Raw genomic sequence first — 13,460 nt, 5'->3', positions numbered from 1 at the left:
ATGAAGGCCCTTGCCGCATCCGAGATCCGGCGCCGTTTCCTGGACTTTTTCGCCCAGCGGGGCCACGAGATCGTCCCCAGCTCGTCCCTGGTGCCGGCGGACGACCCCTCCCTGCTCTTCACCAACGCCGGGATGGTTCAGTTCAAGCGGGTCTTCCTGGGCGAGGAGAGCCGTTCCTACACCCGCGCCGCCTCCAGCCAGAAGTGCGTCCGGGCCGGCGGCAAGCACAACGACCTCGACAACGTGGGCTACACCGCCCGGCACCACACCTTCTTCGAGATGCTGGGCAACTTCTCCTTCGGCGACTACTTCAAGCGGGAGGCCATCGCCTTCGCCTGGGAGTTCCTCACCGCCCACCTCGAGCTGCCGCGGGAACGGCTCTGGGTCACGGTCTTCCAGGACGACGACGAGGCCGCCGCCCTCTGGCGGGAGGTGGCCGGGGTCCCCGCCGACCGCATCGTCCGGCTCGGCGAGAAGGACAACTTCTGGGCCATGGGGGATACCGGCCCTTGCGGGCCCTGCTCCGAGATCCTCATCGACCAGGGGCCGGGGGTGGGGTGCGGCCGCCCGGAGTGCCGGGCCGGGTGCGACTGCGACCGCTACCTCGAGCTCTGGAACCTGGTCTTCATGCAGTTCTTCCGCGACGAGGCGGGCGAGCTCCACCCGTTGCCCCGCCCCAGCATCGACACGGGCATGGGGCTCGAACGCATCGCGGCGGTCTGCCAGGGGAAGACCACGAACTTCGACAGCGACCTCTTCGCCGGGCTCATCGCGCGGATCTCGGGCCTCTCGGGCCGGGCCTACGGGGCCGAGCCCCGCGACGACGTGGCCATGCGGGTCATCGCCGACCACGCGAGGGCCGGCGCCTTCCTGGTGGCCGACGGGGTGTTGCCGTCCAACGAGGGGCGCGGCTACGTGCTCCGCCGGATCCTGCGCCGGGCGGTCCGCTACGGGCGCGTCCTGGGGCTCGAGGCGCCCTTCCTCTCCGAGGTCACGGCCACGGTGGTGGACGAGATGGGGGAGGTCTACCCCGAGCTCCGGGCCGCCGGTACCTTCCTCGACCAGGTGATCCGGCACGAGGAGGCCAGGTTCGCCGAGACCCTCGAGTTCGGCCTCCGGCTGCTCGACGAGGAGATCGACCGGCTGCGGCGGCAGGGGGCCCGGATCGTCCCCGGTGATTTCATCTTCCGGCTCTACGACACCTACGGCTTCCCGGTGGACATCGTCCAGGACGTCTGCCGGGAAGAGGGTCTCGAACTCGACCGGTCGGGGTTCGAGGCCGCCATGGAGGCGCAGCGGGAGCGCTCCCGGCGCTTCCAGAAGTCGGTGGTCACCCGGGAGCTGCCGCCGATCTACCGGGAGCTGCTGGAGCGGGGCGAAGGGACGGCCTTCGTGGGCTACGAGACCCTGCGGCACCGGGCCCGCCTCTCGGCCCTGGTGGGGGCGGACGGCGCGGCGGTGGCGGCCGCGGAGGCCGGCTGGGAAGGGGAGCTGGTGGCGGCCGAGACCCCCTTCTACGGGGAGTCCGGCGGCCAGGTGGGGGACCGGGGGTGGATCCGTGGGCCCGGCGGCGCCGCCGAGGTCCTGGACACCCGGCGCCGCGGTGACCTCGTCGTCCACGTCGTCCGGGTCACCGAGGGCCGGCTGGCGACCGGGGAGGAGGTGGCGCTCGAGGTCTTGGAGGCCCGGCGCCTCGACACCGCCCGGAACCACACGGCCACCCACCTCCTTCACGCCGCGCTTCGCCGGGTGCTCGGGGAACACGTCAAGCAGGCGGGTTCCCTGGTGACCCCGGAGCGGCTCCGCTTCGACTTCACCCACTTCGCCGCGGTGACTCCGGAGGAGCTGCGGCGGGTGGAAGACCTGGTCAACGAGCAGGTCCGCCGCGACGCCGAGGTGGAGACCCGCGTCCTCGCCTACCGCGAGGCGGTGGCCGAGGGGGCCATGGCGCTCTTCGGCGAGAAGTACGGCGAGCGGGTCCGCGTGGTGTCCGTCCCGGGCTGGAGCCGGGAACTGTGCGGCGGGACGCATCTGCGGCGGACGGGCGAGGTCGGCCTCTTCAAGATCCTCCAGGAGGGCAGCGTGGCCTCCGGGGTCCGCCGGATCGAGGCGGTGACGGGCCGGGCGGCCGTGGATCGGGTCCATGCCCTGGAAGACCTCCTTTCCGCGGCGGCGGACCGGCTCCGGTGCGCCCCCCGGGAGGTGCCCGACCGGGTGGAGCGGCTGGCCGCCCGGGTCCGGGAACTCGAGAAGGCCCTCGAGGAGGGGCGGGGCGCGGCCGCCGCCGAGTCGGTGGACGACCTCCTCGCCCGGGCCCAGGACGTGAACGGGGCGCGGGTGCTGGCCGCCCGGGTCCGGGTGCCCGGGGCCAAGGCCCTCCGGGACCTCGGGGACCGGCTCCGGGACCGCCTGGGGTCCGGAGTGGTCCTCCTCGGCGCCGAGGCCGGGGGCAAGGCCCTGCTGCTGGCCATGGTGACCCCGGATCTCACGGGCCGGGTCCGGGCCGGCGACCTGGTGAAGGCCGCGGCCGGCCCCGTGGGGGGCGGGGGCGGCGGCCGGCCCGACATGGCCCAGGCGGGCGGCCCCCGGCCGGAGCGGCTGGACGAGGCCCTGGCCGCCGGCCGCCATGCGGTGGAGGCGGCCCTTGGCCGGGGGTGAGGGGCGGGGCCTCCTCCCGGGATCTCTGAGAAGGGTGCGCCGCCCATGAGCGATTCTCCCCGGATCCCGCCGAAGGGGTTTCCATCCGCCGAGGAAGACGCCCGGGCCGCGGCCATGGGGCCGCGGACACCGCAGACCCTCTCCCCCTCCTACCGGCTGGCCTACATGGACCCGGACTTCCTCCAGCGGGAGGAACTCCGCCCGGTGCGGCTCCAGCTTGAGCTCCTGAAGCCGGAGCTCGTCCAGCACGAGCACGGCATCGAGCACACGGTGGTGATCTTCGGGAGCACCCGGATTCCCGAGGCCGCCGAAGCGCGGCGGCTGGCCGCCGCCGCGGAGGCCGCGGCGGAGGCGAACCCCGACGACCCGGAACTCGTCCGCCGGGCGGCGGTGGCGCGCCGGATCCTCCAGAAGTCCCGTTACTACGACGAGGCCCGGCGCCTTTCGGCCCTGATCGCCCGGGAGTGCCGCCGGAAGACCGGCTGCGACCTGGTGGTCATCACGGGCGGCGGCCCCGGCATCATGGAGGCCGCCAACCGGGGGGCGGCCGAGGAAGGCGCCAAGACCGCGGGGTTCAACATCGTCCTCCCCTTCGAGCAGCAGCCCAACGCCTACGTCACCCCCGAGCTCAGCTTCCAGTTCCACTACTTCGCCATCCGGAAGATGCACTTCCTGCTCCGGGCCCGGGCCCTGGTGGTCTTCCCCGGGGGCTTCGGGACCCTGGACGAGCTCTTCGAGACCCTGACGCTCGTCCAGACGGGCAAGGTCCGGCAGGTGCCGATCCTGCTCTTCGGGCGCGAATTCTGGGAGCGGGTGGTGGACTTCGAGGGCCTCTGCGACGAAGGGACCATCTCGCCGGGGGACCTCGACCTCTTCGAGTACGTGGAGACGGCCGAGGAGGCCTGGGCCCGCATCCAGGACTTCTACCGGGAAAACGGGGGATTGGACCCGGCCCCGCGCTGCTAGCCCCGCCTTCTCAGGCGTCGGCCCCGGCCGCCTCGGGCGCCGGGGCGGCCGGCGCCTTCCGCGCCCCCACCTTCTGCCAGGCCCGGATCACCGAGTGCACCAGGGTGGCCAGGGGGATGGCGAAGAAGACCCCCCAGAGCCCCCAGAGCCCGCCGAAGACCAGGATGGCCACGATGATGGCCACGGGGTGGAGGTTCACCACCTCGGAGAGCAGCAGCGGGACCAGGAGGTTGCCGTCGAGGACCTGGATCACCAGGTAGGCCGCCACCGTCCAGGCGAAGTCGGCGCTCCACCCCCACTGGGAGTAGGCGATGAGGGCCACCGGGAAGGTCATCACCGTGGCCCCCACGTAGGGGATCAGCACCGAGAGCCCCACGAAGAGGCCGAGCAGCATGCTGAACTTGAGGCCCAGCCAGGCGAAGGTGGCGGTGCTGGCGGTCCAGACGATGAGGATCTCCCAGACCTTGCCGCGGATGTAGTTGCCGAGCTGCCGGTCCATTTCCGCCCAGACCTCGGCGGCCAGCCCCCGTTCCTCCGGCAGGAGCTCGGTGACCCAGGCCAGGATCCGCTCCTTGTCCTTGAGGAAGAAGAAGACCAGCAGCGGCATGAGGACCAGGTAGACCAGGAGGGTGAGGAGACCCAGCACCGAGGCCAGGGAGAGGGAGAGCAGATGCTGGCCGATCCCCATGACCTCGGCGCGCAGGGTGGCCATGAGCTGGGTGAGCTGGGCCTCGGTGACGAAGTCCGGGTAACGCTCGGGCAGCCGGAGCAGCGCCTGCTGCCCGCCGGCGATCATGGCGGGGAGATCGTGGAGGAACTGGCCGACCTGGCGGGAGAGGAGGGGGAGCAGGCCGAGGAGGATGAAGACCAGGACGGCCATGAAGAGGAGGAAGACCAGGGACACGGCGGCCAGCCGCGGCAGCCCCAGCCGCTCCATGCGCGCCACGGGGCCCTGGAGGAGGTAGGCGATGACGAGGCTGGCCAGCACCGGGGCCAGCATCCGCCCCAGGGTGAGGATGATCACCGTGCCGAGCCCCAGCAGGAAGGCGAGGATCACCGCCTGCGGGTCGGAGAGGTAGCGGTGGAACCAGTCCCGGAAGGGCTTCATGCCCTCCTTTGTAGCAGGAACGGGAGGGGGGTGAAAGGGGGCGGGCGAGAGGATTCGGGGGCGGGGCCGGCTCCGGTCCCGCCCCCGAACCGCCTAGATGGGCACCTTGTCCACGGCGTCGGCGGCCTCGTCGATCACGTCGTGGGCGGTGTTTCCGGCCACGGGGACCACTGAGATCACCGCCCCCGCGGCGCGCATGGGCACCGAGACCACCTTGGTGAGCACGCAGCCGCCGAGGTTCACGGCGGCCGCCGCGGCCAGCAGGGCGAAGAGGATGCGTTTCATGGGGGACCTCCTTCCTTTCCGGCGGCCTTCTTCGCCGCCGCTCGTGGGTTTCAGCCGGCCGGGGCCTCCTGGCTCCGCCGGCCCTTGGCCAGGAAGTGGGCCGCCGCCGCCTCCGGGTCGGGCACCCCGACGGCCTGGCCGTAGGCGATGAGAAAGCCGCGCAGGTAGACGCGGACCGGGAGCTCGGCGAAGTTCTCGGCCTCGATGTTCGCCAGGTGGGTGGTGCCCACCTTGGTGATCTTGGCCAGGGCCGCGAGGCTGAGTCCCTTCTTCCGCCGGTGCCACCGGAGGAAGGCGCCGGGCTCGGCTGCGGGGTCCGGGGCCGGCTCCCGGGGCGGCTCGGGGGGGCCGTCCCGGCCGGCCGGGAGGGCGACAGGGGCCTCGCAGGCCTCGAGGAGCCGGTGGTAGGCCGCCTCGATCCGATCCAGCATGGCCGCCCGGGCCTCCGCGTCCAAGAGGGAATAGGTGGCCAGGGAATCCTCGGCGTAGAGGGACCGCATCCGGTGGTAGGCCCGGGTGATCTCCTCCGGGCCGGCCTCGGCCGCCACCCGCAGGAGTTCCCGCGCGGCCGCGAGGTCGACGTCAGCCATCTTCGGCCTCCTCGGCGGCCTGTCTGAGCCGCCGCGCGATCTCCCGAACGGACCGGGAGAAGGGGCTTTCCGGGAAGGCCTCCAGGGTGGGGCGGCGGGCCTGCACCGATTCCCAGACGGCGTCGTCGTTCCGGATGTGGCCGAGGTAGCGGACATCGATGCCGAAGAAGTCCCGGCAGGCCGTGGCGATGCCGTGGCCGAGTTCCTGTTCCCGGGGCTTTCGGACCTGGTTCACGATGAGGCGGGGGGCCAGGGTCCGGGCCTCCGCCTGGAGGAGGCGCCCCGCCTCCGGGTCCCGGGCCGCGACGCCGGCCACGAGGTCCCGGGGCGAGCGGAAGCGGCCGTTGCCCGTGGCCTTCAGGGCCGTCTCCAGGGCGAGAGCCACCCGCGGGTCGCGGCAGGCGGTGCGGACCTTCCGGTGGTAGGCCGCCTTGATGAAGTGGTAGGCGTTCTCGATGCTGGTGGGCGAGGGGACGATGACGAGCACCCCTTCCTGGGCCGCGAGGAAGAAGTCCAGGGTGTTGAAGGCGCTGCCGGCGCCGAGGTCCAGGAGGACGAAGTCGGCCCGGAGGGTCTTCAGGTGGCGGAAGATCTTCATCTTCTGGGCATAGCCCAGGTTGGCGCCGTCGGGCTGGGCCAGGGCCCCGCTGATGAGCCGGAGCCCCGGGACGGCGGTCTCGACGGCCACGTCGTCGAGCGTGGGGGCGGCGCGGGCGATGAAGTCGGCCAGGGTCCGCTCCGGGCCGGAGATCCCCATGAGGGTGTGGAGGTTGGCCCCGCCGAGGTCCGCGTCCACGAGGACGCACCGGTGGCCCTCACGCGCCAGGGCGATGGCGATGTTGGCGGTGATGACGCTCTTTCCGACGCCGCCCTTTCCGCCGCCGACGGCCCAGATGCGGGGCCCGGCGGAAAGCGGCGTCTTCTCCGGTCCGTCGTTCATGGCCTGGTGCCGAGGCGGTTGCGGGTAACGGGCATGGAACGCCACCTCTCCTCACATTGACGGCACGCGCGGCCCGAAGCTTTAACCGCGCGCGGCCGGGGAGGGGTGACGGCGGGGGCTCAGCGCGGCCCGGTGTCCCGGAGGCGGTGGAGGATCCGGTCGAACTCGTCCAGGGAGCGGTAGTGGATCTCGATGCGGCCGCCGTCTCCGCGGTGGACCACCCGGACCCGGTGGCCGAGGAGCCGCGTCAGCTCGTCGGCGAGGCGGCGGAGGTCGGGGTCGTCCCGCCTCGGCGCCGCCGCCCGGCGGGCGCCGGCGGCGGGCCGCCGGGCCCGGGCCTCGGTCTCGCGGACGGAGAGGCCCTTGGCGAGGATCTCGTCGCGGAGGGCCAGGCGGGCGGCGTCGTCTTCGAGGGTGAGCAGCGCCCGGGCATGGCCCATGGTGAGGCGCCCCTCGGCGAGGTCCTCGCGGATGGGCGCGGGCAGCCGGAGCAGGCGGAGCGAGTTGGCCACGGTGGAGCGTTCCTTGCCCACCCGCTGCGCCACCTGGGCCTGGGTGAGGCCGAATTCCTCCACGAGGCGCTGGTAGGCCATGGCCTCTTCCAGGGGGTTCAGGTCCTCGCGCTGGATGTTCTCGATGAGGGCGAGTTCGAGCACCTCGCCGGGGCTGATGTCCTTGATGACCACGGGCACGGTCTTGAGCCCCGCCAGCTGGGCGGCCCGCCAGCGCCGCTCCCCGGCGATGAGCTCGTAGCCGCCGCCCGCCTCCCGGACCACCAGGGGCTGGATGACCCCCTTTTCCCGGATGGAGGCGGCCAGGCCCTCCAGGGCCGCCCGGTCCATCTGCCGCCGCGGCTGCTCGGGGTTGGGGTGGATCTTTTCCACGGGGCACTGGAAGAAGCCCGGTCCCTCGGAGTCGAAGACGTCGGTGGTGGGCAGGAGGGCGCTGAGCCCCTTGCCGAGACCCTTCTTTGGCTTCATCGCGGCCTCCTCTGGCGGTCGAGGAATTCCCGGGCCGCGGCGAGGTAGCTCTGGGCGCCGCGGGAGGCCGGGTCGTAGAGGAAGATGGGTTTCCCGTGGCTCGGACTCTCGCTCAGGCGGACGTTCCGGGGGATGGTGGTCTCGTAGACGAGTTCCCGGAAGTGGGCGCGGACCTCGTCGTTGACCTGGGTGGTGAGCCGCGTCCGGGCGTCGAACATGGTGAGCAGGATGCCCTCGATGTAGAGGCGGGGGTTGAAGTTGTGCTTCACCAGGCGGATGGTGTTGACCAGCTGGCTGAGCCCCTCGAGGGCGTAGTATTCGCACTGGAGGGGGATGAAGACGGAATGGGCCGCGGCCAGGGCGTTGACGGTGAGAAGGCCGAGCGACGGCGGCGTGTCGAGGATGACGATCTCGTAGCCGAGGATGGGCCGCAGGGCCTCCCGGAGAACGGTCTCGCGGCCGGGGCGACCGGCCAGTTCCATCTCGATGCCCACGAGGTCCACGTTGGCGGGGAGGATGTCGAGCCCCTGGACCTCGGTCGGGCGGATGGCCTCCTCGGGCGCGGCCGAGCCCTCCAGGACGTGGTAGAGGTGGCGATCGAGGGCGGCGGGGTCCAGGCCCACGCCGCTGGTGGCGTTGGCCTGCGAGTCGCAGTCCACCAGGAGCACGGCCTTGCCCAGCAGGGCGAGGCCCGCCCCGAGGCTCACCGCGGTGGTGGTCTTGGCCACGCCGCCCTTCTGGTTGGCGACGCAGAGGATCTTGGCAGAGGCAGTGGGGGTTGTCATCTCAACGGGTGCACCATACCTTAGGAACAGTCGAGCTGACAAGAATGATGGTGCCGCCCCGCGGCGGCGCCGCGCACCTTTCCCGGGAGGATCGCCCGCATCGGCGTCGTTTTCGGAGATACCCGGGGCCTTGCCCCGTCCCAGCGGCGGGCCCTCGAGCGCCTGGCCCGCCGGCGGCTCCCCAAGGACCGCCTGATCACCCCGGAGGTCGGCCAGGCCCTGGCCCGCCTCTCCTTCGATCTCCAGCGGCAGGTGGGGCTCCTCGTGGACCGGGCGGGGTTCGTCCGCCGGGTCCTCGTCGGTGACCATACGAGCATCCTGATCCCCGACCTCTCCGCCTGGCGCCGGGGCGGCGGGGGGTTGCGGGGCCTGCGCTGCCTCCACACCCACCTCGGCCCCGGCCGCGGGCTCGACACCGAGGACCTCACCGACCTCGCCCTCCTCCGCCTGGACGCCATGGCGGCCGTGGAGGTGGGCGAGACGGGCCACGCCGGCGCGGTCCACTTCGCCGCCCTCCTGCCGCCGAATCCCGACGGGCGGCAGTGGGACGTCCAGACCTACCCGCACCCCGCCGCGGTGGACCTCCCCTTCGACGCCTTCGTCCGGGAGTTGGAGGGGGAGATCCGTCGGATCCAGGGCGCCCGGGACGTGGAGGGGCAGGAGGAGCGGGCCATCCTGGTCCATGCCGGCGGCGGGCCGCGCCACGAGGCCGAGCGGAGCCTGGCCGAGCTGGCGGAGCTGGCCCGGTCGGCCAACGTCCGCGTGGTAAAGACGGTCTGGCAGCGGGTGACACGGTACCACCCGGCCCACCTCATCGGGCGGGGCAAGCTCCGCGAGGTCCTCATGGAGGGCCTCTACCTCGGGGCCACCCTGGTGGTCTTCGACCAGGACCTCACCCCGGTCCAGGCGAACAACATCGCCCGGATGATGGACCTCAAGGTCATCGACCGGACCCAGCTCATCCTCGACATCTTCGCCCGCCGGGCCCGGAGCCGCGAGGGGAAGATCCAGGTGGAGCTGGCCCAGCTCCGCTACCTCCTGCCCCGCCTCGTCGGCCGGGGGACGGCCATGTCGCGCCTCATGGGCGGCATCGGGGGACGTGGCCCGGGCGAGACCCAGCTCGAGGTGGACCGCCGGCGGGTGAAGCAGCGGATCGCCGGCCTGGAGCGGGAACTCCGGGCGCTCCGCAAGGGCCGGCGCGAGCGGCGGAAGCACCGGGCCCGCCGCGGCCTCCCGGTGGTCTCCATCATCGGCTACACCAACGCCGGCAAATCCACCCTCCTGAACCGGCTCACCGGGAGCGACGTGCTCGCCGAGGACCGGCTCTTCGCCACCCTCGACCCCACCAGCCGCCGTCTCTCCTCACCGGAGGGGACGACGGTCCTCCTGGCCGACACCGTGGGCTTCATCCGGCACATGCCCCGGGACCTCCGGGTGGCCTTCCGGGCGACCCTCGAGGAGCTGGCCGACGCCGCGCTGTTCCTGCACGTGGTGGACGCCGCCAGCCCCTACCGGGCCGAGGAGATCGCCGCCGTGGAGCGCATCCTCGACGAGATGGGCCTCCAAGACGTCCCCCGGCTCCTCGTCTGCAACAAGGTCGATCTCCTCGACCCGGGCCGGATCAACGGGCCCTGCCGGGGGGCCGTCCTTGTCTCGGCCCTCGAGGGGCGGGGCCTGGACGAGCTGCGGACCCGGCTCTTCGCGGCCCTCCGGGCCGCGCGGCCGGCGGCCTGAGCCGATCGTCCCCCTCCCTCCCCGGCCACTGCCTTCCGGGGCACCCCGTAACGGGCCATCCGCCCAAGGTGGCAACTCGTCGACGATGGCGCCGCAAAAGGTCGCGGGCTGCTCCGTTGCTTCGGATGCTCCCGTCACTGCGGCGTACTGCCGAGCACGCCTCGTTTCCCGCGATGGTCGCGCCTTGTCTTGGCGATTCTCGCCTGTCCACCCCCGCGCCGTGTATTCGGCCATCTTTGCCGAGCCATCCACGCGGAAGCCTTCTTGCGCGCCATCAAAGATTGGCCCGGCACACCGGCAGGTAGCGCCGGGCGGCCTCCGAGTCGGGGAAGCGTTCGAGGTGCGCCAGGGCGCCGGCGAAGTCGCCCGTGTTCATGAGGCTCACGGCGAGGCAGAGGTGGAGCTGCTCGTCGTCGGGGAACCGGGCAAGCCCCGCCTCGAGCACCTCGATGGAGCCGGGAAAGTCCCGCGCCTTCTGCCGGAGCACCCCGAGCCCCAGGTAGGCGGCGGGGAGGGGGTGCCATTCCAGCGCCCGCCGGAAGAGGACCTCGGCCGTCTCCGCCTTCCGCGGGATGTCCCCCACCCGGGCATATTCCCCGTGGCTGAAGGTCATGGCGAGCCGCGAGAGGAAGTCGGCGTGGAGAGGGCGGAGTTCCGGCCGGTCCTCGAGTTCCAGTGATTCGGCGAATTCCGGCAGGCCCTCGTGGAAGGCCCGCTTGAGGCGGCGGCCGAGCCGGTGCACCTTTTCCCCGTCCAGGGCGGGGTCGGTCTCGAAGTAGAGGAGGTCCTCCGCGGGCGAGAGCCACACGTCGTCCGAGACCCGGTGGCGGCGCTTGTACTCCTCGTAGAGCCGGGTGCCGGGATAGATGTCGAGGACGTAGGCGGCCAGGGCCAGGGGCCGGATCTCCCGCATGAGGCGGATGCTGGCGTCGATGGTCTTCCGGGATTCGCCCGGGGCCCCGTAGATGAAGTAGGCCCGGGGGAGGATCCCGAACCGCCGCGTGAGGTCGAAGGCGCGGCGGACCTCGTCGTCGGTGAAGCGCTTCTCGAAGAAGGCCCGGATCCGGGGCGACCCGCTCTCCACCCCGTAGCTGATCTGGCGGCAGCCCGCCCGCCGCATCCAGTAGAGGACCTCCCCGTCCACGCAGTTGACCCGCGAGATGGCCTGCCAGGCCACGGGGAGGCGGGCGTCCGCGATGCGGCGGCAGATCTCGATGACGCGGTCCTTTCGCAGGGTGAAGGTGTCGTCCGAGACGAAGAAGTACGTGACGCCCTTGCGGGCCAGGGTCTCGATCTGGCCCACGAAGTAGTCGGGCGAGTGGAACCGGACGCGGCGCTTCCAGAAGCGGGGCGACCCGCAGAAGCGGCAGTTCCAGGGGCAGCCGCGGGACGAGACCACGTGCTGGAAGGTGAAGCGGCGGGCCGGGTCGGGCAGGGTGTCGAGGTCCTCGATGAAGGGGCGCTCCGCGGTGCGGACCGGCCCCTCGGGCCCGCGGAAGGCCAGGCCCGGCACGGCGGCCGGGGCCGCCCCGCCGCCGGCCTCGAGGTGCGCGGCGAGGTCGGCCATGGTCTCTTCCCCCTCGCCGATCACCACGTAGTCCACCTCGGGAAAGTGCGCCAGGAAGTGGCGCCAGAGAAAGGTGGCGCCCACGCCTCCGAAGACCACGCGGACGGACGGGTCGAGACGCTTGGCCTCCCGCGCCACCGCCAAGGCCCCCCACCGGTTGGCGTTGAAGAGGGAGAGACCCAGGACGTCCGGCCGGAACTCGGCCAGGGTGCGCGCCACCTCGCCGGGCCGGCGGTGGACGTCGTGCCAGTTTGCGAGGCGGACGCGGTGGCCGCGCTCCAGGAGCCGGGCCCCCACGTAGTAGAGCCCGATGGGGACGGCCCGGACGTCTTCGTCCCGAATGCGTTCCTCGGAGAAGGGGGGATAGGCGAGCAGGATCTTCATGCCGGCGGCCTCCGGGGGCATATTACGCGCCGCCGGCCCGGGGGTGCAACGCACCCCGGCGCCCGACCGAATTTCGGAATTCTGCCACCTCGCAATTCGTATAATGCTGTAAATTATTTATTTACTTAAAGAAAGTAATCTTTTTGGTTGCATTGAGAATGTTTCTTGGCTAACATTTTGGGGAAACCGGGCCGCGCGCGGTTGCAGGCCCGGGGCCATCCCAACGCCCGTTTTCAAGCAAGGAGGAACCCATGTCCAAGAGTCCTGCTTCGGCCCTCGTCCAGAGCCTTCCGGGACGGCTCTCTTCCCCCCCGCTGCTGCTCGCCGCGGTCTGCGCCACGGTGAGCGCGGTGGGCCTGGCCTTCGCGGGCCACGCCCTCCTCGTGGGGCATGAACACACCTTCGGGACCACCCGCGAGGTGCCCTGGGGCATCCTCATCGCCTCCTACGTCTTCTTCGCCTCGTTGTCCACGGGCCTTTGCATCGTGGCGGCCCTCGGGCAGGTCTTCAAGATCGAGGCCTTCCAGCCCTTCGTGAAGCGGGCGGTCTTCCTGGCCCTGGCGGCCATCATGACCGGCCTCATGAGCATCTCCCTGGAGCTCGAGAACCCCTGGCGCGTCGGGCTCTACAGCTTCCTCTCCCCGCACCCCGAGTCCAACATCTGGTGGAAGAGCACCCTCTACAGCTCCTACATGTTCTTCATGCTGGTGAACCTCGTGTTGCTCCTCCAGGGACGGACCCGGGCCGCGGCCCGCTTCGGGCTCCTCGGCCTCGTCGCCTGTCTCGCCGCCAACCTGAACCTCAAGGCCGACATGTCCATCATCGGGGCCCGCGGCTTCTGGCGCGAGCAGTACATGCCCGTCTTCTTCCTCACCCTGGCCGCCCTGGCCGGGTGCGCCGCCATGATGTTCCTTTCCTGGGCCTCGGCCAAGCTCCGGGGCCGGGAGCTGGCCCCGGACGAGGAGCGGGCCGTGGGGGCCACCGGCCGCCTGGCCCTCGGTCTCCTGGTGGTGGCGGGTTTCTTCACCGCGTGGAAGATCCATGCCGGCCTGTCCGGCGCCACCGAGAACCCGGAGGCCATGGACCTCCTGGTCAAGGGTGCCTATGCCGGCAAGTTCTGGATCGGCGAGGTGGTGCTGGCCGTGGCGCTGCCCGTGGTCTTCCTCCTCGCCGGCCGCCTGAAGAACGCCTACGCCCTGGCCACGGCGGGGCTCGTGAGCCTGGTGGGCATATTCTTCGTCTACTACGACCTGGTGGTGGTGGGCCAGCTGGTGCCCCACTTCCACAAGTACAACGTGGTGGATCTGCCGCGGTACTTCTCCTACACGCCGTCCCTCCACGAGAACATGATCCTCGCCGGGGCGGTGTTCTTCTTCCTGGCGCTCTACCTGGCCGGAGAGGAACTCCTCTCCGGCGGGCGCCGGTCCGGCTGACCGGCGGCGCCGCCGGCGCCCGAAGGCCCG

At 71.7% G+C, this 13,460-nt stretch carries 11 protein-coding genes; 4 read left to right on the top strand and 7 right to left on the bottom strand.

The features are described 5' to 3' along the window. Complete coding sequence (gene alaS, locus HCU62_RS00285) at window positions 1-2,658, top strand: alanine--tRNA ligase (RefSeq protein ID WP_163299191.1); 2,658 nt, start codon at window positions 1-3, stop codon at window positions 2,656-2,658. A 45-nt stretch (window positions 2,659-2,703) separates the two neighbouring features. Then, the gene (locus HCU62_RS00280) at window positions 2,704-3,624 is read left to right on the top strand and encodes an LOG family protein (protein WP_163299190.1); all 921 of its coding nucleotides are present in this window, start codon (window positions 2,704-2,706) and stop codon (window positions 3,622-3,624) included. A 10-nt stretch (window positions 3,625-3,634) separates the two neighbouring features. Here the strand turns inward: HCU62_RS00280 and HCU62_RS00275 are convergent, their stop codons facing one another. The 6 genes from HCU62_RS00275 to HCU62_RS00250 form a co-directional block, all read right to left on the bottom strand. Then, window positions 3,635-4,732 carry an AI-2E family transporter gene (locus HCU62_RS00275; protein ID WP_163299189.1) on the bottom strand — a complete coding sequence of 366 codons (1,098 nt, stop codon included), beginning with the start codon at window positions 4,730-4,732 and terminating at the stop codon, window positions 3,635-3,637. A gap of 93 nt (window positions 4,733-4,825) precedes the next feature. Further along, the gene (locus HCU62_RS00270; protein WP_163297721.1) at window positions 4,826-5,017 is read right to left on the bottom strand and encodes a DUF6726 family protein; all 192 of its coding nucleotides are present in this window, start codon (window positions 5,015-5,017) and stop codon (window positions 4,826-4,828) included. 50 nt (window positions 5,018-5,067) lie between these two features. Beyond that, window positions 5,068-5,607, bottom strand: coding sequence for a helix-turn-helix domain-containing protein (locus HCU62_RS00265; protein WP_163297722.1), 540 nt, complete (start codon window positions 5,605-5,607; stop codon window positions 5,068-5,070). Further along, on the bottom strand, window positions 5,600-6,547 hold the full coding sequence (locus HCU62_RS00260; RefSeq protein WP_163297723.1) for a nucleotide-binding protein: 948 nt from the start codon (window positions 6,545-6,547) through the stop codon (window positions 5,600-5,602). The genes HCU62_RS00265 and HCU62_RS00260 overlap by 8 nt, the downstream gene beginning before the upstream one ends. Before the next feature lie 119 nt (window positions 6,548-6,666). Then, a complete protein-coding gene (locus HCU62_RS00255; RefSeq protein ID WP_163297724.1) occupies window positions 6,667-7,527 on the bottom strand; it encodes a ParB/RepB/Spo0J family partition protein in 861 nt (286 codons plus the stop codon). Next, window positions 7,524-8,312 (bottom strand): ParA family protein, encoded by a 789-nt coding sequence (locus HCU62_RS00250; RefSeq protein ID WP_163297725.1) that lies wholly within the window; start codon window positions 8,310-8,312, stop codon window positions 7,524-7,526. The genes HCU62_RS00255 and HCU62_RS00250 overlap by 4 nt, the downstream gene beginning before the upstream one ends. A 252-nt stretch (window positions 8,313-8,564) precedes the next feature. Here HCU62_RS00250 and hflX point away from each other — a divergent pair, with 252 nt between their 5' ends. After that, window positions 8,565-10,046: a GTPase HflX gene (gene hflX / locus HCU62_RS00245; protein ID WP_169755330.1), complete on the top strand. Its 1,482-nt coding sequence runs from the start codon at window positions 8,565-8,567 to the stop codon at window positions 10,044-10,046. A gap of 274 nt (window positions 10,047-10,320) precedes the next feature. Here the strand turns inward: hflX and HCU62_RS00240 are convergent, their stop codons facing one another. Further along, window positions 10,321-11,997: a B12-binding domain-containing radical SAM protein gene (locus tag HCU62_RS00240; RefSeq protein ID WP_163297727.1), complete on the bottom strand. Its 1,677-nt coding sequence runs from the start codon at window positions 11,995-11,997 to the stop codon at window positions 10,321-10,323. Between the two features lie 251 nt (window positions 11,998-12,248). Between HCU62_RS00240 and nrfD the strand changes: the two genes are divergently transcribed. After that, the gene (gene nrfD, locus HCU62_RS00235; RefSeq protein WP_163297728.1) at window positions 12,249-13,430 is read left to right on the top strand and encodes an NrfD/PsrC family molybdoenzyme membrane anchor subunit; all 1,182 of its coding nucleotides are present in this window, start codon (window positions 12,249-12,251) and stop codon (window positions 13,428-13,430) included. Window positions 13,431-13,460 lie beyond the last annotated feature (30 nt).

The organism is Dissulfurirhabdus thermomarina (assembly GCF_012979235.1).
Lineage (GTDB): Bacteria > Desulfobacterota > Dissulfuribacteria > Dissulfuribacterales > Dissulfurirhabdaceae > Dissulfurirhabdus > Dissulfurirhabdus thermomarina.
This window is presented reverse-complemented; position numbering and strand designations above follow the sequence as displayed.

Bases quoted from the DNA above. Each gene is read 5' to 3' on its own strand.
- HCU62_RS00240 (WP_163297727.1), bottom strand. From the start codon at position 11,997: ATGAAGATCCTGCTCGCCTATCCCCCCTTCTCCGAGGAACGCATTCGG.
- alaS (WP_163299191.1), top strand. From the start codon at position 1: ATGAAGGCCCTTGCCGCATCCGAGATCCGGCGCCGTTTCCTGGACTTT.
- nrfD (WP_163297728.1), top strand. From the start codon at position 12,249: ATGTCCAAGAGTCCTGCTTCGGCCCTCGTCCAGAGCCTTCCGGGACGG.
- HCU62_RS00280 (WP_163299190.1), top strand. From the start codon at position 2,704: ATGAGCGATTCTCCCCGGATCCCGCCGAAGGGGTTTCCATCCGCCGAG.
- HCU62_RS00250 (WP_163297725.1), bottom strand. From the start codon at position 8,312: ATGACAACCCCCACTGCCTCTGCCAAGATCCTCTGCGTCGCCAACCAG.
- HCU62_RS00260 (WP_163297723.1), bottom strand. From the start codon at position 6,547: ATGAACGACGGACCGGAGAAGACGCCGCTTTCCGCCGGGCCCCGCATC.
- HCU62_RS00265 (WP_163297722.1), bottom strand. From the start codon at position 5,607: ATGGCTGACGTCGACCTCGCGGCCGCGCGGGAACTCCTGCGGGTGGCG.
- HCU62_RS00275 (WP_163299189.1), bottom strand. From the start codon at position 4,732: ATGAAGCCCTTCCGGGACTGGTTCCACCGCTACCTCTCCGACCCGCAG.
- HCU62_RS00270 (WP_163297721.1), bottom strand. From the start codon at position 5,017: ATGAAACGCATCCTCTTCGCCCTGCTGGCCGCGGCGGCCGCCGTGAAC.
- HCU62_RS00255 (WP_163297724.1), bottom strand. From the start codon at position 7,527: ATGAAGCCAAAGAAGGGTCTCGGCAAGGGGCTCAGCGCCCTCCTGCCC.